This window comes from Lactococcus hircilactis (assembly GCF_009601015.1).
GTDB classification, from domain to species: Bacteria; Bacillota; Bacilli; order Lactobacillales; family Streptococcaceae; genus Lactococcus; species Lactococcus hircilactis.
This window is the reverse complement of record NZ_WITJ01000011.1, coordinates 23,705-48,890: the sequence shown is the minus strand read 5'-3', so window position 1 is coordinate 48,890 and position 25,186 is coordinate 23,705. Positions and strand designations below refer to the sequence as shown.

General features: G+C 38.0%; 21 protein-coding genes. 1 reads left to right on the top strand and 20 read right to left on the bottom strand.

Annotation, left to right across the window (positions count from 1 at the left end):
- Positions 1 to 10: 10 nt before the first annotated feature.
- The 6 genes from GHI93_RS08620 to GHI93_RS08595 form a co-directional block, all read right to left on the bottom strand.
- Positions 11 to 1,285 (bottom strand): homoserine dehydrogenase, encoded by a 1,275-nt coding sequence (locus tag GHI93_RS08620; protein ID WP_153496654.1) that lies wholly within the window; start codon positions 1,283 to 1,285, stop codon positions 11 to 13.
- 131 nt (positions 1,286 to 1,416) lie between these two features.
- Positions 1,417 to 2,841: a flotillin family protein gene (locus tag GHI93_RS08615; RefSeq protein WP_153496653.1), complete on the bottom strand. Its 1,425-nt coding sequence runs from the start codon at positions 2,839 to 2,841 to the stop codon at positions 1,417 to 1,419.
- Between the two features lie 128 nt (positions 2,842 to 2,969).
- On the bottom strand, positions 2,970 to 3,326 hold the full coding sequence (locus tag GHI93_RS08610; protein WP_153496652.1) for a hypothetical protein: 357 nt from the start codon (positions 3,324 to 3,326) through the stop codon (positions 2,970 to 2,972).
- Positions 3,327 to 3,376: 50 nt separating this feature from the next.
- Positions 3,377 to 3,628, bottom strand: a complete 252-nt coding sequence (locus tag GHI93_RS08605) for a hypothetical protein (RefSeq protein WP_153496651.1) — start codon at positions 3,626 to 3,628, stop codon at positions 3,377 to 3,379.
- 93 nt (positions 3,629 to 3,721) lie between these two features.
- The gene (locus GHI93_RS08600; RefSeq protein ID WP_153496650.1) at positions 3,722 to 4,771 is read right to left on the bottom strand and encodes an Rgg/GadR/MutR family transcriptional regulator; all 1,050 of its coding nucleotides are present in this window, start codon (positions 4,769 to 4,771) and stop codon (positions 3,722 to 3,724) included.
- A 165-nt stretch (positions 4,772 to 4,936) separates the two neighbouring features.
- Positions 4,937 to 6,319: a Cof-type HAD-IIB family hydrolase gene (locus tag GHI93_RS08595; protein ID WP_153496649.1), complete on the bottom strand. Its 1,383-nt coding sequence runs from the start codon at positions 6,317 to 6,319 to the stop codon at positions 4,937 to 4,939.
- Positions 6,320 to 6,509: 190 nt separating this feature from the next.
- Here GHI93_RS08595 and GHI93_RS08590 point away from each other — a divergent pair, with 190 nt between their 5' ends.
- Positions 6,510 to 7,475: an asparaginase gene (locus tag GHI93_RS08590; protein ID WP_153496648.1), complete on the top strand. Its 966-nt coding sequence runs from the start codon at positions 6,510 to 6,512 to the stop codon at positions 7,473 to 7,475.
- Positions 7,476 to 7,655: 180 nt separating this feature from the next.
- Here the strand turns inward: GHI93_RS08590 and GHI93_RS08585 are convergent, their stop codons facing one another.
- The 14 genes from GHI93_RS08585 to trxA all read right to left on the bottom strand — a co-directional run bounded on the left by GHI93_RS08585 (position 7,656) and on the right by trxA (position 25,171).
- Positions 7,656 to 8,579, bottom strand: coding sequence for a DHH family phosphoesterase (locus GHI93_RS08585; protein WP_153496647.1), 924 nt, complete (start codon positions 8,577 to 8,579; stop codon positions 7,656 to 7,658).
- 67 nt (positions 8,580 to 8,646) lie between these two features.
- Positions 8,647 to 9,927: a DRTGG domain-containing protein gene (locus GHI93_RS08580; RefSeq protein ID WP_153496646.1), complete on the bottom strand. Its 1,281-nt coding sequence runs from the start codon at positions 9,925 to 9,927 to the stop codon at positions 8,647 to 8,649.
- Positions 9,903 to 10,520 (bottom strand): GNAT family N-acetyltransferase, encoded by a 618-nt coding sequence (locus GHI93_RS08575; protein WP_153496645.1) that lies wholly within the window; start codon positions 10,518 to 10,520, stop codon positions 9,903 to 9,905. The genes GHI93_RS08580 and GHI93_RS08575 overlap by 25 nt, the downstream gene beginning before the upstream one ends.
- Before the next feature lie 61 nt (positions 10,521 to 10,581).
- Positions 10,582 to 13,578 carry a beta-galactosidase gene (locus GHI93_RS08570; protein WP_153496644.1) on the bottom strand — a complete coding sequence of 999 codons (2,997 nt, stop codon included), beginning with the start codon at positions 13,576 to 13,578 and terminating at the stop codon, positions 10,582 to 10,584.
- A gap of 229 nt (positions 13,579 to 13,807) precedes the next feature.
- Positions 13,808 to 14,791 carry a UDP-glucose 4-epimerase GalE gene (gene galE, locus GHI93_RS08565; protein WP_153496643.1) on the bottom strand — a complete coding sequence of 328 codons (984 nt, stop codon included), beginning with the start codon at positions 14,789 to 14,791 and terminating at the stop codon, positions 13,808 to 13,810.
- Between the two features lie 76 nt (positions 14,792 to 14,867).
- Positions 14,868 to 16,349 carry a UDP-glucose--hexose-1-phosphate uridylyltransferase gene (gene galT, locus GHI93_RS08560; RefSeq protein WP_153496642.1) on the bottom strand — a complete coding sequence of 494 codons (1,482 nt, stop codon included), beginning with the start codon at positions 16,347 to 16,349 and terminating at the stop codon, positions 14,868 to 14,870.
- Between the two features lie 10 nt (positions 16,350 to 16,359).
- Complete coding sequence (locus GHI93_RS08555) at positions 16,360 to 18,540, bottom strand: alpha-galactosidase (RefSeq protein WP_153496641.1); 2,181 nt, start codon at positions 18,538 to 18,540, stop codon at positions 16,360 to 16,362.
- Between the two features lie 19 nt (positions 18,541 to 18,559).
- Positions 18,560 to 19,759 (bottom strand): galactokinase, encoded by a 1,200-nt coding sequence (locus tag GHI93_RS08550; protein ID WP_153496640.1) that lies wholly within the window; start codon positions 19,757 to 19,759, stop codon positions 18,560 to 18,562.
- Positions 19,756 to 20,793 carry an aldose epimerase family protein gene (locus GHI93_RS08545; RefSeq protein WP_153496639.1) on the bottom strand — a complete coding sequence of 346 codons (1,038 nt, stop codon included), beginning with the start codon at positions 20,791 to 20,793 and terminating at the stop codon, positions 19,756 to 19,758. The genes GHI93_RS08550 and GHI93_RS08545 overlap by 4 nt, the downstream gene beginning before the upstream one ends.
- A gap of 22 nt (positions 20,794 to 20,815) precedes the next feature.
- Complete coding sequence (locus GHI93_RS08540) at positions 20,816 to 21,649, bottom strand: carbohydrate ABC transporter permease (protein ID WP_153496638.1); 834 nt, start codon at positions 21,647 to 21,649, stop codon at positions 20,816 to 20,818.
- Positions 21,646 to 22,515, bottom strand: coding sequence for a carbohydrate ABC transporter permease (locus GHI93_RS08535; RefSeq protein WP_153496637.1), 870 nt, complete (start codon positions 22,513 to 22,515; stop codon positions 21,646 to 21,648). Before GHI93_RS08535 ends, GHI93_RS08540 begins: the two co-directional genes overlap by 4 nt.
- Before the next feature lie 78 nt (positions 22,516 to 22,593).
- The gene (locus GHI93_RS08530) at positions 22,594 to 23,901 is read right to left on the bottom strand and encodes an ABC transporter substrate-binding protein (protein WP_153496636.1); all 1,308 of its coding nucleotides are present in this window, start codon (positions 23,899 to 23,901) and stop codon (positions 22,594 to 22,596) included.
- 122 nt (positions 23,902 to 24,023) lie between these two features.
- Positions 24,024 to 24,758: a MurR/RpiR family transcriptional regulator gene (locus GHI93_RS08525; RefSeq protein WP_153496635.1), complete on the bottom strand. Its 735-nt coding sequence runs from the start codon at positions 24,756 to 24,758 to the stop codon at positions 24,024 to 24,026.
- Between the two features lie 98 nt (positions 24,759 to 24,856).
- Positions 24,857 to 25,171, bottom strand: a complete 315-nt coding sequence (gene trxA, locus GHI93_RS08520) for a thioredoxin (RefSeq protein ID WP_153496634.1) — start codon at positions 25,169 to 25,171, stop codon at positions 24,857 to 24,859.
- Positions 25,172 to 25,186 lie beyond the last annotated feature (15 nt).

Sequence of the window (25,186 nt, the reverse complement as noted above, 5' to 3'; positions counted from 1 at the left end):
TCATTTCTTTCTAATTCATGACACGTAAAATGCACGCTACTTTTATTACTTCAGGTAATTTTTCTAATGCCAAAAGTGCTAATTCCAGTTTTTCACGCGCCACTTCATTTAGGATAAACATCATTTTAGCCGCATCTCCATTGACTTCTTGAGTTACACTTTCAATTGAAATACCATGCTGACTAAACGTTGTCGCAATTGCAGCTAAAACACCTGGTCGATTTGACACACTCAAGCGAAGGTAATAAGCGTTACTTCCCTCACCAAGATAAGTCAAATGCGAAGCCGAAATTTTGTTGACATAGCTATCAAATGCTGCATTCTTATCAATCGCGTTAGCAATTTCAATAATATCTCCAGCGACAGCACTTGCCGTAGGTAATCCGCCAGCTCCTTTGCCATAAAAGAGTAAGTCTCCTACAGCATTACCGTGAATAAATAAGGCGTTAAATTCATTTGCAACTGCTGCGAGCATATGATCTTTTGGCACCAATGTTGGTTGGACTGAGGCTTGTAATGATGTCTTTGATTTTTGTGCTGATGCGAGTAATTTTATTTTATAGCCCAAATGTGAAGCAAAAGCAATATCTTCTTTTGACAGCTTTGAAATCCCAATCGTTGCTATTTTTTCTATTGGAACGATTTCCCCAAAAGCAAGTGCAATCAGAATTGAGAGCTTATTGGCTGCATCAATTCCTTCCACATCAGCCGTTGGATCAGCTTCTGCGAATCCTTTTTCTTGCGCCATTTTGAGTGCTTCTTCATACGCCTGTCCTTGCTCAATCATCTGGGTCAAAATATAATTCGTTGTCCCATTAACAATCCCCGACACTTCTTCAATGTCATTTGAATTGAGTGGTGCTTGAAGCGCATCAAGAACAGGAATTCCACCCGCAACAGAAGCTTCAAAACGCAGCATCACATGATATTGTGCAGATGTTGAAACCAACGTTTCATAATTTGCCGCAACCGCTGCTTTGTTTGCTGTTACGACATGTTTACCAGCTTTCAGCGCTTGAAGCATGAAGCTTGACGCAGGCTCGATTCCACCCAAACACTCCACCACAATCTCAATATCACGCGTGTCTAATATCTCCTGATAATTCGTAGTCAGTAAAGATTCTGGGACAGCATAAGGTCTTTCTTTATCCCGCACCAAAATCTTACTAATTTCCAAAATTACACCAGTTTTTTGAGCAATTTGCTCTGCATTCATTTGCAAAATCTTATACGTTGCACCGCCGACTGTTCCACAGCCTAATAAAGCTATTTTTATTTTTTTCATTTTTATATTTTACCACAATTCCTTACAAATTCATACAATATTCTGACTATTCATTGTGAAAATAAAACCATCTTCTGATGATTTTATTAGATCACGTCAAATATCCAGTGCTTTTCTCGCCTATAAATGGATTACTCAACTTTTTCAGCTGTTTTCTTTCCAGTAAAATTATTGAGTAATTCTGGCACATCAATGCCCATTGTTCCCAAAACATCTAGCCCTTGTTTCAGACTTTCTTGAGACATTCCCAAGATTTTAGATGTTCCATCGCCACCATAAATATTGAGTGAATCAATCGATTTAAGATTATCAGATACGGATGCAACCACTTTAGGCAAAATTTCGAGTGCCATATTAAGCTTAGCCGCGTCATTCATTTTTGTCATGGCTTCTGCTTTTTTCTCAATCGATTCTGCCTCAGCTAGTCCTTTGAGTCGAATCGCCTCAGCTTCTGCCTTACCAGTAGCTTCAATCGCAGTAGCTTCTGCTAAAGCTTTAACTTCGCGTTCCCGTGCGTCAGCTTCGGCTTTTGCGATTTGTGCTGCTTTAGCAGCTTCTGCAGCTTTTACGACATTCGCTTCATTTTCTTGCGCTTTACGCAGTACTTCTTGTGTTTCAAGATCCGTCTCACGTTGTTTCTTGATGATTTCCACTTGCATTTCAGCTTCTGTGGTTTCTTTCTTTGAAATGGCTTCTTGAATGGCGTACGCTTGATCCGCTACAGCTTTCGCTTGATCCGCTTTCGCTTTCGCATCAGCTGTTGCAATGGCTTGATCTTGTTCATAGGCGGCCAAATTAATGGCTTTTTCTTTTTGAGCACTTGCAATTTGTGTGGCCGCTTCAGCTTCTGCTTTTTGTGCAAGTTGATCTGCATTCGCTTTTTGAATTCGCGTTTCTTTATCTGCATTCGCAACAGCTATCGCAGCTTCTTGTTGCACACGAGCGACTTCTTTTGCTCCCAACGCTTTAATATAATTTTGATCATCACGAATGTCATTAATGACAAATGAAACGATGGACAATCCCATTTTTGAAAGATCTGTCCCTGCTTGTTCTTGAACTTCCGTTGAAAATTTATTTCGATCTTCAATCAACTCAGAAACAGTCATCGTCCCAACAATTGCACGTAAGTGTCCTCTTAAGACTTGATCGGCCATCGCATCTCTTTGCTCATCTTTTTTCCCTAAAAATTGCTCTGCTGCAGTTGCGATATCTTGAAGTGTAGAGCCAACTTTGATCATTGCTGTCGCCTCAACAGTCACTGGAATTTTATCTTTTGATAATACTTTTTCAGTCTTAATATCAATCGCTGCTGATTGCAAGCTCAAATAGCGTGCATTTTGAAAAATAGGTAATACAAAAGTTCCCGATCCACGGACAACCTTCAATTTGTTGCCTTGAGAATCTTTATTGACTCCCTTAGCTCCCAGAGCTGAACCATAAACGATCAAAGCCGCTTGAGGCCCTGATTTTTTATAATTTGCAGCAACAATAGCAAACAAAATCACAATAACCACCACGATAGCGATGATTAAAATTTCTATGAAACCAAACATTTTTTTCTCCTTTTTATTTCTAAATTCCTGATTTTTATCAAAAAATCAAATCAATCGTGAACACTTTTGTAAATCATCCCTTTTATTTTATAAAAAGAGTGACTTGTCACTTTGAAGGCATAGCACCTTTAAAAGACCATTTCTTCATACGGAATCACATAAGCAATCCCATCTTTTGTTTCGACTATCAAAACGGATGCCCCTTTTTCTAGCGTTTCAATCCCTGCTTTATTTGGAATAAATAATCGAGCGGGCATGGTTTTTCGTGATTCTGTGACAAAAGTCGTCATGACTTCGCCTGTCGCTGTACGCGACGCAATGCCGACCGTCAATGTTCCTGTCAGCAGGTCTTTTTCATCTGCATGGTATGCTTTATCTGTCATCTTATTAAAAATCGCCATCCCTGGCAACAAAAAAAGCGTTCCAATGATTAGGACAATGACCACAAAAATGATAACCACAAAAATAAGTTGTATGGTTGACATTACTCCTCCTTTATTCAAAAAACTTTCCTTAAATTTTTTACTGCATGGACTTACAGCACCTGAAACTCTCGATGAAATCTTTTGCTATTGATTGCTTGAAAATCTTTCTCATCCGTTTTGATTAAATAAAAACCGATTGCTGCTGCACCACCAAAAATTCTTGGAAAGAGCAAAATGTGTTCATTGACTGCTGACCATTCTAAAATTCCCTGTTCAAAACATTGGACGACCCATGCTTCTTTTGGAGGATCGTGTGAAATTTTCCAGACTTCAAAGGTCTGATTTCCTCTTTGTGCTTTCATTCAGTCGCTCCTTTGAAATCTATACTCAAGCATCTCTTATTATAACATCTCTCTCACGTGTTTTTATCTTTTGTTTCAAGCTTGAAACAAAAATTATGTGATGTATTGATTTAATAAGCGACTGTACTTATCAGCTAAAATATCATCCCCTAAAAATCTAAAAATATGAATCACTTCTTTCATTTTTTCTAAAGCTTCTGTTGTCTGATGTTGCTTGTAATCAAGTAAACTTTCAGTAAATTTAAATAAACACCGCGTAAATTCATCTGTACTTTGCAAGATTTCTTTGGTTAAATATAAAAATTTTTCTGCTAAAGCAAGGTCATTTTTATCAAGTAAAGCAAAGCACGTCAAAACAACGGAGCGTACAATGCGAATGCGATATTCTCGATTATCTTGAAAATAAGAAAATTCCTTAAATAAATCAAACCAAATGGATTGAACCAGTGCATAACTGAGCTGAGAAACGGTATAATTAAAAACAAATAACTCCAAGTTTGTCCAGACTTCTACCCCAAACAAAAATCCTGAAACTTCTTCTAATTCTTCTTTTGTGAGCTGTTGATAGCACGCTTTTGTCGCAAGAGCAATCATGCGAAAATCATCATACAAGATTGCTTCCTCATACACGTTGACTAAAACTTCTTTATCGTCTGAAAAATAGGCATGATCGACTTTTTTATAGATTTCACTAAAATAATCCCCCTCTCCCTTATCTAAAAGGTAAGTGTATTCATAAAGTGGAATATGCATCATTTGAAGTGCGCTTTCAACTTGTGCAAAATCAAGCATAATCAACCCCTCTTCAAATTTTTGAATGGTCAGTTTTGAGAGATTGATGGTTTCAAAACTTTCCAACTCAAAGGCTCTTTGTTCACGTAAAAGTTGAAAAACTTCGCCATAACGACGATAAACAGGAACATTATCTGCCAAAAATAAAAAAGTGAAAATGGATAAATCCATGAGATGCAGCGCTTCTTCTAATTGATCAGGCGATAGTGTCGTTTGTCCTTGCTCAAAGCGACTTAACGTTGCTTTTGAAATGATGGATTTAAAAAAATCAAGCGAAAAACCTTGCTCTTCACGAATTGAGTGAAAAGCTTTTCCGTATCGCGGATTAATTAACTGTTTCTTTGCGACCATCTTTTCTCATTTCCATTCTGTTCTAAAAACAAACGATTGATATCGTTTGCAGTGTTGTTTCATGTTTTAGATTTCATCTTTTAATAGCTCTATTTTACGCTTATGCACAGCCATTTACAACTTTTTTTGAAGTAAATTCACTTTTTAATCGAACGCATTTCTTTTTTATCTCATTTTGCGTTCTGCCACTCGTTTTTGTCGTTCCAGTTCTTTCTTGATTTTTCCTTCTGGAGCGAATTTTTTTTCCCAATCTGAAGGTTTTAAAACTTTATGAGTGACGGGGTCAAAATGAGGGGATCCATCAGGAAAAATTTTTCCCATATTTGCTTCATGGACGCGATTGAAAATCTCATAAGGATCAATGCCCGATAAGACTAAACTCCCATAAGTAAGGTACAGTAAATCAATCATTGCATCTGCTTGTGCAGTCAGTGCATCTGTCTCTTTATCAGGTTTGGCATCAATTTTTTGAGTGGCTTTGTCTACATCACGATGCAGCTGCTCCACCAATTCATGAAAGCGTGCATCATCGCCATTGCTTGAAGCTTGGAGAAATTCAACGATTTCTTCCACTTCAAATCCTGCTCTAAAACCTGCCTCCATCGGTGTAAATGCTCTTGGAATCTGCTGCGTTTTTCCATCCATCAGCTGATGAAATGCCTTTACCTGATTAAAATTAGGATCTTTTGATACAAAATCTTTTCCATTCGTAAATTCAACGATCCCAAAATAATCAAATGCTTTTGCGATTCCGTCAGCATTATTATGATCGGTGACATAATTTGCTGCTTTTTTGACGGATTCTTGGGCATTTCCCATTGCAACACCTGTCCCAACACCTTGAATCATTGAGATGTCATTTTCAGAATCTCCAAAACACATGACCTCCTCTAAGGTAAAATCATAATGTTCGCCTAAAATTTGAATGCCTTTTAATTTTCCAATGCCTTGGGGAATGAGATCCACTGAATAAGGATTGGAGCGCGTGATTTGAAGTTCTGGAAATTCCTTTTCAAGCGTTGGAGTATCCGCTCTTGGTGCAATCATCATGACTTGATACACGGGTTCTTTGAAAATTTCTGAAAAATTGGCTTGCGGAAATACACGTCTAAAAATGTGTTTCATCCCAGATTTTGCGACATCAGAGGTTCCTTTTGGAAGGATTTTAGCTAATATTCCCGCAGTTCTTGTTTCACCAAATTTTAAAAGTCCAGAACCAACCACCCCTTTTGAAGTTCCAATCGAAATATCTCTGTGATATTCTAGTGCATAAGTGACAATTTTTTTTAACGTTTCTTCTCGAATTGGATTTTCAAAAATTACAGCTTTTGGGGTGAAAACATACTGTCCGTTGTAGGTGACTGCGAAATCCAACTTTAGGTCTTCAAGTAAAGGGAGCACAAAAGCTGGTCCTCGTCCAGTCGCAATGCCGACAAGAATACCAATTCTTTTAAGGGCTTCAATGGTTTTTTTAGTGGAGGCAGCAACCCCTCTCGTTGATGTAAATAATGTTCCGTCTAAATCAAAAAATACAGCTTTTGTTTTCATAATTTATCTTTTCTATGCATTTGACTGTTTCTACTTACAATTATACCTTAATTTCGTAGGGATTTCTTGATTTTTAGGCGATTGAGCGATTTTTTTTTAACTTTTTAGAGTTTTGTGCGCCAAGTGACGAAAATTGCTTCTTTTTTGGTATAATGGAGTGCACACAAATCAAAATGAATGAGGTTTTATTTTGAATCATAAGAAAAAAATATTAGTTTTACATACAGGTGGGACCATTTCGATGGCTGAAGATGAGCAAGGAAATGTTTCCCCTAACGCACAAAATCCACTGAATCGTTTAAATTTACCTTCAGATCAAGTCGAAATTGTTGCTGAGGATATTTTTAATTTACCAAGTCCTCACATCACCTTAGAACACATGCTGCTTCTAAAAAATCGGATCATTGCAGCGTGTGACGGAGATTTTGATGGCGTTGTCATTACTCACGGCACTGATACGCTAGAGGAAACAGCGTTTTTTCTGGATTCAACGATTCAACGGGGAAAGCCCATTGTCATTACTGGTGCTATGCGTTCTAGTAATGAATTGGGTACAGATGGCATCTATAATTTGAAGACTGCGATTCGTGTGGTTGCTGACAATGATTCTCACGATCGCGGCGTGCTTGTTGTCATGAATGACGAGATTCATTCTGCGCGATTCGTTACAAAAACACATACGACAAATGTCTCAACTTTTCAAACACCAACACATGGGCCACTTGGACTTTTAACGAAAAACAAAATCTTTTATTTCCATCGTGACAGTGAAAATCAACACCTTGATATTACTTCTGTCACTGGAAATGTCCCAATCATCAAATGTTATGCTGGGATGAATGGTGAGATTTTGGATTTACTTGATCCAAATCGGATCGACGGACTTGTCATTGAAGCGCTCGGTGCGGGAAATTTACCTCCTAGCACCGTTGCACCCATTGAGCGATTATTGGCCCATCACGTCCCAATCGTACTTGTTTCGCGCTGTTTTAATGGAATTGCTGAGCCTGTTTATGATTATGAAGGTGGTGGTTCTCGGTTGCATCACGCTGGCGTTTTGTTTGCTCCTGAGGTGAATTCACAAAAAGCACGAATCAAACTCATCATTGGACTTAATGCCAAGGTGAAAAATTTGGATGACTTTATGGAAAATTAACGCTTCTTTTTATTTTTGATCTGATTTTTCACTGTTTTATTTTCTGTCAGTACTGACAGAAAAAGCGTGGACATGCTTTCATCTCAAAATCATGCGAGATAACTCAACGATTCAGCACGCGCTCAGCTCTTTTCACTTTGCCAAATTACAAAAAATGCTGTCAGTACTGACAACATTTTTTTAATCCAAATTTTCTTGTAATTCATTCCAGATTTGCTCATTTTCTTTTTCTGAATAAGAATTTGCACCGCTCGCAAGCATGTGGCCACCCCCATCATGACGTTTTGCAATTTCATTAATCGGAGTTGTTTTTGAGCGCATCCGTACCCGATAATGTCCATCTTTTTGTTCCACAAAAATCGCCCATGAATCGATTGTTTTGATATTCCCCGGAACACCAACGATTTTTGAAGTTTCAGCATCCGACAAATTAAAGTGTTTTAAAATCGCTTGTGTCAATAACACGCGCGCAGCGCCATTTTCAGAAACTTGAAGATTTTCGTAGATATAGCCTTGTAATCGCGCAATTTTCATGTCAAATGAAGACATTTCTCTTCCCAAAACTGAGCGATCAAAATCAAATTCAGCCAATTTTGAGGCAATAAAGAGCGTTTTTGCTGAAGTAGCAGGATATAAAAACCGTCCTGTATCCCCGACAATTCCAGCATATAAAAGTCGCGCAGCTTCTGCGGTCATTGTGAGATTATTTTGGAAAGCGAAATCTGCAATCATCTCTGAGGCTGAACTTCTATAATCTTCGACCAAAAATAAATCCCCATAAGCATCATCATTAGGATGATGATCAATTTTGATCAGAAAATCTGCCGATTTCCATCGCTCATCATCAATGCGTGGGGTATTTGCCGTATCACAAACAATGCTTAAATAAGGTTCATTTTCATCCAAAACCACCTCATCCATCAGCGTCATAAATTCAAGCGTGGGTTCGTTAAATCCAACTGCATCAATTTTTTTCTCTGGAAAAGTTGCACGCAAAATCTCTCGTAACCCACACTGAGAACCAATCGCATCTGGATCTGGATTTTTATGTCGATGAATCAAAATGTGATCATACGCTTTTATTTTTTCTAATATTTCGTTCATTTTTTCTCTCTTCACATCCGTTTTTATTTAAAACTCTATTTATTATATCAAATTTTACAGTGATCACTCAACTGAGCTGTAAATTAACTAAAATTTTCCCTACAATACTATTTACACAATAAATTTCACAATCAATGAGCGCACCCAACCGACTTTCTGAGATAATTTTTGGATAAATTTCTAAGACGTTATCAATTTGTGCCGTGTTAAAAAAACTAGCATTCAATGATTCAATGATGACATTGCGTCTTCTGCGCTTTTCCATCACCCGTCTTGCAATTAAAGACACCATTTCAATATAAACACCGCTTGACACGGTTCCAACACTATTGATCATTGAAGGCTCCACTGTAATCTGAAAGGCAGATCCGGATTCTTTGAGATGATCTGAAATGTCGTCACTGAATGTTCTTGATACTTGACTTTCTTCTTGCGCTTTTTGCAAACTTTGAAGCAAATCTGATTTTGAAATAATCCCAGCATAAGTATGATCCGGATTGACGACTGGCATCATATCATAGCCTTCATAAATCATCTTTTGACTGCAACTTGCTACGGTCATCTCAAGTCCTGCAACATTTGGAAATGTCATCACACGACCGACCAGCGTATCATTTGGCACATGATTTACATCACGCATTGCAATCACTCCAACCACCACACGATAACGATTCAACACAGCAAAACGACTGCTGTTCGTTTTTTTGACCAAATCTAAAAAATCTTTGACTGTATCTTCTTCACGCAATGTCGCTCGTCTTTGATGATACACATCTGCAACCGTCAAAATATCCTTTTTGATCAATTCATTTGATAAAGCATGACTAATGCGACTCGCCACAGTAAACGTGTCATAGCTTGTTCTTAAAAGTGGAATTCCCATTTTATTTGCATAAGCAATCACATCCTCATCCACATCAAAACCACCTGTGACTAACACCGCATTTTGCTGACGTAAAGAATAAGCTTGAATGTCATGCCGATCTCCAACAATGACCAAACCATTAGGTTCCAAATAATGCTGGAATGCTTCAAGAGTCATCGCACTAATAACAAAACGACTAAACTCAACTTCAAGACCAGATAACCCCCCTAAGACATCCGCATTGGCCACGACCGCGAGCTTTCCAAAAGTCAAGCGATTGACAACTTTTTGTCCTTTATTTGCCACACGTACCGTTCCTGAGCGATCATTAATTGCAACCAACCCACGAGTTTCAGCTTCTTTTATTGCGCGATATGCCGTCCCATCTGCAACGGACATTCGATTGGCAATCCCTCGAACACTGACTTGTTTTCCAATTTCAAGACTTTCAATATAATTCAATATTTCTTCGTGCTTGGACATGACTCTCCTTTTTCATATTTAAAAAAATCTTCTTTTGTAAGTTGATAACTATAAAATTGACGAATCGCTCCTAAATGATTTAATTTGCTCATTTTGACGCGTTTAAAATTAAATTTTTCTGCTAATTTTTGAGAGAAATAATTCTCAGACTCAATCTCTAATTCTAAACTTTTAAGATGAAATTGTTCAAAACTAAACGCTACAATCGTTTGCAATGCTTCTGTCATAAATCCTTGATGTCCATACGCTTGATGAATCACATAACCGATTTTTGCTTTTTTTTGCGTTAAAATCAGCTGAGAAAAATGAATAAAACCGATTACTTTTTTCTCAGATTTTAATTCAATCGCCCAATTTCCTAACGGATTTTTCATCATTTCATCAACAATAAACCACTCACACGCTTCCATATTTTCACAAGGCAGCATCACGTAACGCATATTTTCCCACTTTTTCATAAAATCATAGCAAAAAATGCTGTCAGTACTGACAAAAGGGCGCAAAAGAAGACGCTGTGTTTCAATAACATTAAATCTTGCTAATCCTAACCAAATTTTCGATGACTCGAGTGATTCATTTTTTATTTTCATCATACCACTGTATTATAACACACAACAAAAAAGACTGCCTTAAACCTGCAGCCTTTTGATGGATTTATTGAATTTCAAAATTGATTTCGTAGTGATAATCTGACTCACGAAGCAAAAACTCATCTGCAACACTTGGACTCCAAGAATCATCTCCCCCAACACCCATATGAAAACCATCAATATTGAGCCATGTTCCTTCTTCTTCTTGTAACAGATGCACGTGATCCACTTGATTGAGTTGCTTTTGACTATAACGACTCAGATTAAAGTTCCAACTGTTTTGATTTGAAAAAGCGCGAAAACGGCCATAATTGAGCGATTGAACCTGAGTTCTTAACCCATTTTCACTTGGGAAAATATAAGGAGTAAATCCAGCACGAAGTGGCAAATCCCATCTTCCCATTTGTGCTGCACCTAAGCGATCTGGATAATTTTCTAGCGGACCAAAGCCATAATAATCAAAGCGTTCCTCCACTGTTGCTAAAGCAACACTGACCCCGATGCGCGCTGGACAAGGCAGCATTTGATTTCTTTGAACCTTAATTTGAAGATTTAAAGTTTCATCTGACCTCACCGAATAGACACGACGTGTCAAAAAGGCGACTTTTTCATGCGCCACATACGCCGTAAGGACTGAAACAACCACACGATCATCATACGTTTCAGTATTTATCGACTTCACTTGCGTGCTTAACTCATAAAATCCTGCTTCTTTCCATCGTTCAAACCAAGCGTTTGGATCAATGTGTTCTACTTCACTAATTCCAATATCATTATCTAATGCCGCACGTGTAAACTGCTCAGCCAAAGGACTTAAGAGCTGTTCTTCGTTTGAGACAACCCAGTGCTCCAAATTTCCTGTTGATAAATTAAAGCTAAACGACGATTTTCCAACTTCTACACTCAAACTGGTTTTATTTTCTTTAACAATCAGTGGACGCGGTGCTGTTTTTGGAGCGGTGATTTTCAATTCTTTTGCTAAAATAAATTGCTCATGCGCTTGTTCAAATGAAGCATCGTGCCATGCACTTTTATGTGCGGTGATGATTTGAATGTTCAAATACAAATCGCAGGAATCAAAATCATCAAGAGCGACAAGCTCAACATACTGCGTTTCACCAGCTGCAATTTCAAGAGGACGTGTTTCTTCTATCAAATTTTCTTTTCCATTACTCAACTGGAATTTTAAGATGTCCTTTGATGTTTTAAACAGATACTCACTCGTTATCCAAAATCCAATCGCCTGCCCCAACGTATTTTTTTCCAATTTAAATTGGTAATATTGTTGCCAATACTTTGCTTCAGCTAAAGCCGGTTTTGGCGTGCGGTCAGGAAATACAAGACCATTAAGACTAAATTGTCGATCATTAGGACGATCTCCAAAATCTCCACCATAAGTGAAATGTCCGTCTTTAAGTAGGCCTTGATCTGCCCAATCCCATATAAATCCTCCTTGCAATCGCTCAACCTGTCTAAAAGCCTTCCAATATTTGCCAAAACCACCTAAAGAATTTCCCATATCATGCGCGTATTCACACAAAATCAATGGACGATTTTCATTGGGAAGTCCCATCCATTCTTGTAGAGAATAAGGGGAGTTGGAAGTCGCATCACTAACTCTTGAGTACATCGGACAAATAATATCTGTGGCTGGTGTCATCGCTCTTGAATCATCATCGCCTCCTTCATATTGCGTTGGACGCGTTGGATCAAAATGCTTGCACCACTCATACATGGCTTGGTGATTGCGTCCATAACCCGATTCATTTCCAAGTGACCAAATCACCACAGAAGGATAATTTCGATCTCTTAAAACCATGCGCGTAATCCGCTCTGCCATTAAGGGTAAATATACAGGATCATCGGTCAGACGATTCATTGGCATCATGCCGTGTGTTTCAATATTGGCCTCGTCGATCAAAAGGAGTCCGTATTCATCACAAAGTTCGTACCAGCGCGTTTGATTTGGATAATGTGAACAGCGCACCGCATTGAAATGGTTTTGTTTCATCAACTGGATGTCTTTTATCATTTCTTCTTCTGTGACAGCATATCCTCTTTTAGCGCTGAACTCATGTTTATTCACACCTCGAATGAGTAAGGCTTTTCCGTTGAGTTTAAGTAATCCGTCAACCACCTCAATTTTTCTGATGCCGACAGCTTTTGTCTCTTTCTGAAGAACCTCCCCATTTTCATCCTGATAAATCAGTTCTAAGTGATAAAGATAAGGAATTTCATCAGACCAAAGTTTGGGATTTTTCACCTCTAAGTTTAGATCAAATCCTTCTCCTTTGGTCACCTCGCTTGAACCATCTAAAAGACGCACGTGAAGTTGCGTTTGATTAAGTTGTGTTGCTTGAGTTGTGACATGAATGGTTGCAAGATCAAAACGCTCATTTAACGTTGTTGTCACTACATAATCCAGTAAATGCGCTTCGTTTAGCTGTTGCAACCGGACCGATCTAAAAATTCCTGACAAACGCCACATGTCTTGATCTTCAAAATAAGATGCTTTTGACCACCGCAAAACGAGTACTTTTAACTGATTTTCTTTTATTTTAATCCACTTACTCACATCAAATGTTGCAGATAAACGACTGTCTTCTGAATAACCAATGTAATGTCCGTTGAGAAAAACGTAAAAGGCAGATCCTGCACCATCAAATGTCAAATGTGTTTTTCCTTTTACGATCCATGTCTCATCTAAATCAAATTTACAGCCATAAGCAGCAACTGGGTTTTCTTTTGGTACCATCGGAGGATTAACAGGGAATGGATAAGCGACATTCGTATAGATCGGAACATCTTTTTTATCATCATATTCAAGTTGTGGATGACTTGGTACTGGAATTTCCGTATCAAATGTATCACTTTCCACCCAATTATCAGGAATATCCTCTGGGGAGTCAAAATGACTAAATTGCCACATGCCATCCAACACCTTTTCTGCATTGAATTTCATTGGTGTGTGCATTGGAAGCCGATTCCAATTTGTAAGTGTGGGATTTTCCCAATCTTTGCGCTCTAAAATGCTTTTTAGATTCATTATTTTTCCTTCCATTCACGCTACCGTTAAACGCAATCGTTTGGTAGCTCTTTTTCATGGGCAGGTCGGGATTTCCAAAAGTGGGTTAATTTGAAGACGCGTTGAGGCGTTGAATGTCTCTCATAAAGTAACACATTCAAATTAAAAATGGGCAGAGTATCTTGTAAAAGCGTGCGATTTTTCTGTCCAATTTTCTCATCATGCGTGAGTATTTTAAATGCGGTGTACTCAAAACTTCAAATGTTTAATACCCATTTGGGTGCCCGGAATGCCAGTTCCATGCGTTTTTTATAATATGTTCAAGATCGTTTTCGACATGCCAATCTAAGATTTCGCCAGCTTTTGTACTGTCAGCAACAAGACTGTCAGGATCTCCAGGACGACGCGCGCCCATTTGACTTGGGATTTCTTTTTGAGTGACTTTACGTGCCGTTTCAAGAACTTCTAGGTTTGAGTATCCTTTTGAAGATCCCAAATTAAATTGGTCTGATTTACCACCAGCTTTTAAGTACTCCAGTGCTTTGATATGCGCATTGATTAAATCTTCCATATCAATATAATCACGCACACATGTGCCATCTGGAGTATTGTAATCATCTCCATAAATCGTAATGGTTTCTCGTTGACCAAGTGCCACTTGCAAAATAATCGGAATCAAGTGAGTTTCGTTTTTATGAGCTTCGCCAATATGACCATCATTAGATGCACCAGCAACATTAAAATAACGCAATGCGACATAAGTCATCTCCGTTGCTTGAGATTGCCAGTGCATCATTTTTTCCATGATAAGTTTGGATTCTCCATACGGATTAATCGGAGCTTGTGGGGTACGCTCTGAAATTGGACTTTCTTTAGGGATACCAAATGTGGCTGCTGTAGATGAGAATACAATGTGTTTCACATTAAATTCTTCCATCATTTCTAAAATCGTGATGCAACCACCGACATTATTGTCAAAATACATGGCTGGTTTTTCCATTGATTCGCCAACAAGACTATACGCACAAAAGTGCATGAGTCCTTCGATCTTTTTTTCTGTGGTAAAGACTTTTTCCATGAAGCTGCGATCACGCACATCCCCTTCATAAAAGCGCACATCATCTGGCACAGCTTTTCTGTGACCCGTCACCAAATTATCAACAACTGCAACATCATAGCCTTTTTCTTGTAACATCATGACGGCATGACTTCCGACATATCCTGCTCCACCTAATACTAAAACGGTCATTTTTTTACTTCCTTTTTCTTTTTGTTTCGTTTTACAGTTTTTAAGCTTTAAACAAACTGCTCCTTTTAGTATAGCGCTACTGGTTTAAAAATGCAATGAATCGCTCAAAACCAGCAGCTCCGCGTTCATCATCTTTGAAAACACCAGCATCTTGAAGGACTTCCATAAAAACATCTCCGAGGGCTTGACGGACTTTTTCTTCGACGTTTGCTTGAGTATAGTTACCTTCTCGTTTGAGTGTATCAGCCCACGCACGATGAATGTCTTTGATTTGATTGGGTTCATTGAGTAGATATTTTTCAACTTCTTGAAGTTCTTTTTTAAGTCGCGGCGGTAAAATGGCGAGCCCCATCACTTCAATCAACCCAATATTTTCTTTTTTGATGTGATGTAATTTGGGATGGGGATGGAAAATACCATCTGGAAATTCTGAACTGACATTATTATCTCGAAAAACCAAATCTAGCTCATACTGTCCTTGTCGCATTCTTGCAATCGGTGTGATAGTATGGTGCTGAACGTTGTCAGCACTGACAGCTTTAATTTGCAGCGTTTCGTCAGAATAATGTTGCCATTTTTCTAAAATTTCAGTGGATGCGCGTAAAAGTTCATTTTTGTCAGTACTGACAAGTCTCAAAACAGACATTGGCCAGTTCACGATTCCTGCTTTTATTTTAGGAAAGTGACTGAATTGAACTTCTTTTTTCAGCGCTGCCTTTGCCATCGGAAATTCGTGACGGCCCGCTTGATAGTGATCATGTGTTAAAATCGATCCCCCAACAATGGGTAAATCTGCGTTTGAGCCAATCATATAATGTGGAAATTGATCCAAAAATGCTAAAAGATTTGCAAATGCTCGTCGATTGATTGCCATGGGCTGATGCGTTTCATTTAATAAAATCGCGTGTTCATTAAAATAAGCATAGGGTGAATATTGAAAATTCCATTTTTCGCCATTTAATTCACATCTAATCATGCGATGATTCGTGCGCGCTGGATAATTCGTGCGGCCATAATATCCTTCGTTTTCGATACACAATTGACAACGTGGATAATGTGTAGTCGTCACCGATTTTGCAGCTGCAATTTTTTTAGGATCCTTTTCAGGTTTTGATAAATTAATCGTGATTTCTAGTTTGCCATACTTGGTTTCATGCTCAAATGCGATATTTTTGGCAATGTCCCGTGTTTTTACTTGATTCACTTGTCGCGCTAAATCATAAAAATACTGTGTTGCTTTTTCTGGACTTTCTTGATACTTCTCCCAAAAAGTTTGATTGATTTGATGCGGCAATGGTGTAATAAAGTTCATCAATGCTGCTTCATAATATTCTTCATCTTCTGGTGGATAAACTCCATTTTTTTGAGCCAGAAAAAGAAGTTGGTCCATCAATGAAAGTGAATTCTTTTCATGTGATTTTCCATTGGTCTCTTGCCAATCATTAAAGCCAAGAAAGTGAAGGAGTTGATTGCGCAGATAGCTCTCATCTTCTAGTGTTATCACTTCATTTTCAAGTGCCAAATTGAGAAAATCTTGTATTGTTTGATTCGTCAACATACTCTACTTTCTAATCTCTTTTTTGAATATAAATTTGTTCTGAATCCACATTTGATTTTGGCTGTTTGAGCTTCAATCCTGCACTCATCAAAACACTCCCTTTATAGCTCTTTTGAGATATTTCATAAACCGCGTCTTTTAAAAGTCCTTTTAACGTGATGTAGATAAATTCAGGATTCCCCTCGTTTTCTTTTACCACATAGGTCAACAAACTTTCTTTTTTATCTTTTGCCACCACTTGCCAAGCAGAGATTTTACGATCTTCTTTGATACGATAATAATCTCCTGTCATGATCAATGCTTGGTGAGTGTGATATGTTTTCGTCGCTAACTGCGCTTCTTTTTTCTCCTCACTTGTGAGCGTGCTAACATCCAACTCATAACCAAACGTTCCTGACATTGCAACATTGATTCTCGTTTTTAGTGGAGTGATGCGTCCGTTTTGATGGTTAGGAGAAACTGAAACGTGCGTTCCCATTGCTGAGATGGGATACATAAAACTTGTACCATATTGAATCGCCAAGCGATTGATTGCATCTGTATTGTCTGAGGTCCAAATCTGAGGGTGAAACGCAAGCATTCCCAAATCGAATCGAGCACCACCACTTGAGCATCCTTCAAATAAAACATCGGGATAGCGCTCAGTTAATCTTCCCAAGATATCATACAATCCCAAAATATAACGCGTTTGTAATTCTCCTTGACGATCGGCTGGTAAATCTTTTGAGTACCAATCAGAAAGTGGACGATTCATGTCCCATTTGAGATAGCTTATCGGTGCAGCGTCCAGTATTTGACAAATTTTCTCATACAAATACTCAACCACTTCTTTTCGTGCGAGATTTAAAACAAATTGATTTCGACCAAGCAGTGCTTTTCGATGGGGAAATTGAAGCACCCAGTCTGGATGTGCGCGATATAAATCACTGTCTTCATTCACCATTTCAGGCTCCATCCAAATGCCAAAATCTAAGCCCAACTGATGGATGGATTCAACGAGTTCTGCCAAAGTCATGCCAAGTTTTTCTTCATTTACCGTCCAATCTCCTAAAGCACGATTATCATCATACCGATTTCCAAACCACCCGTCATCCATGACAAACAAATCCACTCCGATTGGTTTTGCCGCACGAGCAATTTCAATCAGCTTTTCTCCTGTAAAATCAAAATACGTTGCTTCCCAATTATTGATGAGAACAGGGCGTTTTTCTTGTGTGAATTTACTGCGACAAAGATTTTTTCTAATGGCATCATGAAAGTTTTGTGAGAGCTTAGAAAATCCTTGATTTGAATAACTCATGACTCCTTCTGGTGCTTCAAAACTTTGTTCTGGTTCTAATTTCCAACTAAATTGATCATCTCCGATACCTAATGTGATTCGACTTTGTCCCAAACTTGCTTTTTGTGCCGTCGCTTCAAAGTTTCCACTATAAACTAAATTGAAACCGTAACATTCTCCTAAAAATTCACTCGCATTTTTTTTTGCTAATACAAATCCTGGATTTTGTTTGTTTCCTGATAGGCCATAATTTGATCCAAAGCTGATTTTGGCATGCTCGAGTGCTAATGATTCAATTTGACGCTCCATCGCCCATTTTCCGTGAAAATGAAGCAAATCAAAATCTCCAGTTGGAAAATCAAGCACTAAGCTTTGAATCTTATAGATTTGAATCGATTGAGTGCCATGATTTGTGATTTTTACTGTCCGTGTTATCAGATCTGATTTTTCAAACACCGCATAATAAAGCGTGATTTCAAGCTTTGAAAGGGCATCTTTTAATGTAATTTTCAAAGATTCAACATTTTCATCTTTGGTTGCATAAAAACTTGGAAAAGTTTCAAGATTATATTTTCCTTTGATAAGCTCAAAACTCGAATATCTCAAATCCAACACGTGTGTTCCATCTTGATGCATCACATCGAGCGCTATCGCACGTGAATCGCCTTGTCCTACTGTTGGAAATTCTTGCGTCAAAACATCCAATGATCCCTTACGCGCTGTATTTTCATAAGGATATGGTGCAAAATGGCACTCCCCATCAAATAATAGATAAGAAAGATCCTCAGCAGGAATTTTTTCTCCATAGTACGTATGCAAAAGTGATCCTGAGTCGTGAACAATCATTTGATAAGTCGTATGAGTGGTTTGTAGTGTAAAACTCTTTTTTTCTTGATTCACTTCAATGCTCATAAATTAATCCAACTTTCTTTTATTCAACATCCAATTTTCTTGCACCTGCACCGAGTTGAGCCACGTAAAAGCTTGCTTTATACCCTACAGTTTTTTCGTACGTTTCACCAACTATTTTCTCAAAATCTGCTACTTTATCATGTGCAACAAGGGCAATCGCACAACCGCCAAATCCTGCTCCTGTCATTCGAGCGCCAAGAACGCCTGGTTGTTTTTGAGCTGTATTGGCCAGTGTATCTAACTCGATTCCAGTGACTTCATAGTCATTTTTGAGAGAGGCGTGAGAGGCATTAAGCAATTTTCCAAATGCGACTAAATCTCCCGCCACAAATGCTTTTTGAGCGATTTTGGTTCGATTATTCTCATAAACCGCATGACGCGCACGTTTAATCAACAAAGGATCAGCAATCAGATGGCTATTTTCATCAAAAGTATCGTTTGAAAGTTCGCATAGCGCTGTGATTTTGAGTTTTGTTTGCAGACGCTTTAGTGCTTTTTGCGTTTGTTCAAAGCGTTCATTGTATTTTGATTCCGTCAGTGCACGAGGTTTGTTCGTATTCATGATGACGATGTCATAATCTTGAAGTTCAACAGGGACCATCTCATATTTTAAAGTGTTACAATCCAATAAAATCGCATGATTCACTTGACCAAATCCTATCGCAAATTGATCTAAAATGCCAGAATTTACACCAATGAACTCATTTTCAGTTTTTTGTCCTAATTGAACAAGCTCAAGACGTGGCACCGCAAGCTTAAACAAATCATCTAAAACGACACCTACTAAAAGTTCAAGTGACGCAGATGAAGATAACCCTGATGCCGTTGGAATCTCTCCGTGAATCAAAAGTTCAAAGCCGTGATCAATTTCGTAACCTGCTTTTGTGAGCATCGTAATCATCCCTTTGACATAATTTTCCCATCCGTCTCCTACTTTTTGATTTGCTTGTGAGAGATCAAAAGTGATCACGCCTAAATCTGGAAAATTTTCTGAAAATAGTTTTATTGTCATGTCCTTGCGCAAGCGTGCAATTCCTGTGGTGCCAATAGTGATAGAGGCTGGAAAAACATATCCGCCGTTATAATCTGTGTGCTCACCGATCAAATTGATTCGACCAGGGCTAAAGAAATACGCGACATCCTTAACGTCTCCAAAAATGGTGCTAAATTTTTCTGTCAGTGCTGACAGAATTGTTGAATGGTTTACAATATTAGTCATGATGTTTCTCCGTAATTTTTATCATTGAATTGATACCGTGTTGTTGAATGATACCGTTCCCCTTTTTTGAGTGTTATTTCACCAAGTTCTGGAATTTGCTGTGAGCCTGGTGCAACCTGTGTCTCAAAAGTAATTCCTCCATGATGAACTTGAGCTTTTCCGTGATAAATCGTTCCCAGATCTCCAAAATTAGCTGTAAATATCACAATACTTGGTCTGTCAGTACTGACAGAAATACTCAAATTTCCAAGCGACAAGTGCGCTTGGACCCGATTTTCATTGACCTCATCAAGTAAGAATGGATGATCAATGCCTCCAACCAACTGAATCTGAGTATCCTCACTCTTCAGTGCGTTTTCAAGGAGTTGCGTTTTTCTAAAATCCATCGCAGTTCCCGCCACATCCATCACATCTCCTCGGACAATCTCAGAATGATCCAGCAGTGGAATAAAGCGTGATGCAGCGATTTGTAAGCTGTGATTACTGACAGACTGACTCGCATCCCCATTCAAATTAAAATAAACGTGCCCTGTAGGGTTAAAGACCGTGTCACGATCGGATACCGCATCATAATCAATACTCCAACAAGAAGCCTCATCAAAAGTATGTGTGACTTCCACATCTAATTTTCCAGGGTAACCATTTTCTCCATCATTTGATGTCAAATAAAATTTAACCCGCACTTTATTTTTTTCCTCAAAAATTTCATAAGTCCACAATTTTGTATGAAAGGACGTTGCTCCCCCATGAATATTTTGCGGAAAATCATTTTGATTGAGTTGAATTTTTTGACCAGAAAGTTCAATAATTCCATCTTTGATCCGACCTGCAGTGCGTCCAATGGTTGCTCCAGGATACGGATCTTTTGTCAGGTACTCTTTTGCCGAATCGAATCCTAAAACAATCTCTTTTCCATCCACTTGAAAGCTTACGATGCGTGCTCCAAGATTTGTAAACGCAATCGATACTCCTTTTTCATTTGTCAAGCGAATGAGTGATGCACCAAGTCCAAAATCAGATGTTGCAATTTTCATGTTTCGCTCCTCTTTTCTTTTTTTATTTTACAGAACCAAGCATTCCTTGAACAAATTGTTTTTGGAGTACAAAGAACACAATCGCTGTTGGAAGTGTTGCAATAACAAGTCCAGTCATAATCATCCCATAATCTGGTGTGTATGACGATCCCATTGAAGATAAAAGTAAAGGAACGGTCCATTTATCCGTTGATTGCAATGAAACTAATGGCCAAAGATAATTATTCCAACTGCTCATAAATGTAATGATGGCAGCAGCAGCGTACGTATTTCTTTGTGTTGGCATATAGACTCTAAAGAAAATAGCGAGTTCTCCCAAACCATCCAAGCGTGCAGCTTCGACTAAATCTTTAGAAAATGCTTTTGCATTTTGCCTAAAGAAGAAAATCAGAAATGCCGTACTAATGCCAGGTAAAATAATTGCTCCAAAACTATTGATTCCAAAAGGAGTTCCGTTTAATTTCGTAAACATCCGATACAAAGGAATCATCTGAGCAGCAAAAGGAACCATCATAGATAATAATAAAATATTGAAAATATAATTTTTCTTTTTACTTTGATAAATTTCAAAACCATATCCTGCCGAAGATGAAAATAACAACGCAAGTACCGTAGTGATAATCGCTATCACAGCAGAATTAATCAAGGTTTGAGCAAAATTATAGTTCGCTGAAAACAACGTTTCAAAATTCCGAATCAACTGCGCACCAACTTTTATTTTCCCTGCAGTAATGTCAACTGCAGAATTCGTCATTCCTAAAATCATCCAAATGAAGGGAAAAATTGAAATAAAAGAAACAAACGATAAGAAAACATATTTTAAAATCGATCCAAGGTTAAATTTTTTCTTTTTCATTTTTTATCTCCTCCTAATTTCGTTTGAACGATGGACAAAATGACCGTAAAGAACACAATGACAAATGAAACAGCAGCCGCGTATCCAAAATCAGGCGTATAGCGGAAACTTAAATTGTAAATGTAATATGACAGTGTCGATGTTGCATTTGCTGGACCACCATTCGTGATATTTACCACTTCATCAAATAACTGAAGCGTTCCGATCGTTGATGTGATGGAAGTAAAGAGGATGATTGGTTTTAAATTTGGAATCGTCACTTTGATTAATTGTTGCCATTTTGTTGCTCCATCAAGTGATGCAGCTTCGTAAATTTCAGGATTAATGTTTTGCATTCCAGATAAGAAGAAAATCATATTGTATCCTGTCCACCGCCAAGTAATTGAGATGATAATCAAAACTTTCGCCCAAAATGGATCTGTCAACCACCCAATCGGAGCAGAAATAAAATGCAACTGCATTAACGTGTTATTGACAATCCCACTTTGCGCAAATAAAGTTTTCATGATCAAAGAATAACTGACCATTGATGTGATACAAGGAAGAAATATCGCTGTTCTAAACAATCCTTTCATTTTTAGTTTCTTATCATTCAAAAAATTAGAAATGATAATTGCTAAAAACAGCATGATTGGCACTTGAACAAGCAAGAAAATAAACGTATTCCCAAAAGCCTTCAAGAAAAGTTGATCGGATAACATTCTTTTATAATTCGCGACCCCATCAAATCGCATGGCCAAGGGTAAGCCCGTCTGAAAACTCGTAATCAAGGCAAATATCATCGGGACAAATACTAAAACAGTAATCAATAACACCGGTATCACTAGAAAAGCATTACCATTTCTAAATAAATCTTTCCTTTTCATCTTTTCCTCAAATCTATTTTTATCTTTTTTTAGAAAGAAAGCATAGACGAATTTGCCTATGCCTAACCCTTCTATTTTTTACTTCGCATTCGCTACTTGAGATTCAACTTGTTTTTGGTAGTCTGCTAAAACTGTATCAATATTTTTCCCTTTCATAACATCTTGAAGGGCGCCTGTCATGGTTGATTCAATTGCATAAGTTTGATCCCCATAATTGACAGATGGAACGACTTGCATCCATTTAGAAAAGTCCGCAAGTGTTTTTTGTCCACCATAAAATTCATTTGGTGTTTGATAAACAGAGGTGCTGGCAGCTGATTTCATGGTAGAAACTAAACCAATCTTGTTTGCTAGTGTTCCCATCAGCTCTTTATTGCTGGCAAATGTTTTTCCTAAAAAGTCTTCAGCAGTTTTTGCACCAGCAACATTTTTAAGCACGTACCATCCAGCACCGCCAGAGTTAGAAGCATAAGTTTGTCCAGCTTTTCCACCTAAACTTGCTGGAAGTGCTGGTGTTGGTGCAACTGCCCATTTTCCAGACAAATCTTTCGCAGCAGTGATGGTAGAGGAGTACCATGAGCCCGATACAGCTGATGCTGCAGCACCAGATTGTACAGCTTGTTGACCTGCTGTCCATCCTGAAACTTTATCTGCCAATCCTTCTTTAAGAAGTGTCGCTTCAAGTTGTAACCCGTATTTTAATGCGTCATTTCCTTTGATGGTTACTGTTTTACCATCTTTACCTGTGTACCATTTTCCATCTTCTTGCATGATTGTTCGAATCATTCCAAGATCTGACGGGTCAAGTGAAATCAATGCTTTTCCTGTTTTTGATTTCACATCTTTTGCCACTTGAATAAATTGATCCCAACTCATTTTATTCATATCCGCTGCAGTGTACCCCGCTTGTTTGAGCAAATCTGTCCGGTAGAACCATCCCGTAACACCTGAATCAAACGGTACACCATAAATTTTATCTCCAATAGAGTTTACCGCAAATTTATAAGTGGCAAAATCATCTTTTTTTACAATCTTCGTTAAATCTTTAAAGGCATCTGGATAAGATTTAAGATAACCTTGAATCCGATAATCTTCTGTCAATACAATATTTGGCAATCCTGCAGAACTTCCGCTGGCAAGGTCTGTGTTTAATTTTTGAACGATTTGATCTTGTGACATAGAAATAACTTTGACTTTAACATCTTTGTTACCCCAAACTTTTGCAGCTTCTTTCACTGCAGGGACATTATATGTATCATCCCATGCCCAAACTGTAATTTCTTTCACATTTTGATCTTTTGTCGCTTTTGATGCGCCACATCCTGCGAGTAATGTAATAGCAGCTGTACTGATTGCTACTCCAGCAATAACTTTTGATAATTTCATGTGAAATTACTCCTTTATTTTTTATTTTTTCAGTTCTGAAATCGTTTACATTAATAGTATAGCATAAAAAATAAAGAAAAGGTTTCCAATATTACGGTTTGAATTGGAAACCTTTTCTTTTTTTATTTATTTTTGTAAATGGAATACGAATCAAATAATATTCTGACAAGAAGGTAGAGCGGTAAGCGGCTATGCACATCCAGATCAAAGTAATTCACCTCGACTTGACTCTTATATCCAATCAAAGCAATGTCAGCAGATTGAGATAATGTCGAGCTTTCAGAAGCACTTAATACTAAAATCGTTGCTCCATTTTTCTTGGATAATATAACACTTTCGTTAAGTGCACGGCTTTCTCCAAAAAGCGAAATGGCGATGACTAAAGTTTTTTTTGAAACAAACCGTGAAAAATACTTCATGGTCCGATCTTCATCATACAAACTCACTCTTTTATGCCAAAGTTGCAATTTCTTCATCATTTCATTGGCAGCATTGACCGAAAGTCCTCTTGCAAATAAGATGATTTCATCGGATTCATCAATTTTTTTCACTGCCGCTTCAATTTGGCTTGAAGAGATATTATTGATGGTTTTGAGTAATTCTTCTTCATTTTTAGCAATCGCACCAAGGACCTCTTTAGAAAAGCCACTCACTTGCGGTAACGCATCTTTTTTTATAGAAAACTTGAATTCCCCATACCCTCCAAATCCCTTCTTTTTTACGGTTCGATTGATCGTGGATATGGAGACATGAGCCATCTGAGCGATATCTGAGATGGATAGGTTTGGAATTTTTTGATAATTTTCTTGGATGACTTGCCAAGCATAAGCCTCTGTTTCAGATAAAGCTTGTGACATTTTTACTCCTTTGTAAAAAATATATTCTCAAAACATTATACCATTTTATGTTGAAATATCCTGACAAAAAAAGCCAGCAGAGCTGACTTTTTAGAGGATTAACCGAGTTCTTCAACCAAAGCTTTTAATTGAGCTTTTGTGTGCACGCCAACGATTTGTTTGACGGTTTCGCCATCTTTTTTGAACATTAATGTTGGGATTGACATAATGCCAAAACTTTGTGCTGTCGCTGGATTTTCATCCACGTCCATTTTGCAAATTTTGAGTTCTGATTCATCGTATTCTTCAGAAAGTTGCTCTAAGATTGGTGCTTGCATGCGACATGGTCCACACCATGTGGCCCAGAAGTCAATAAGGACAAGTCCTTCTTTCGTTTCTTCTTCAAAAGTTGCATCAGTAATTGTATATTCCATAAGTCCTCCTGAGAA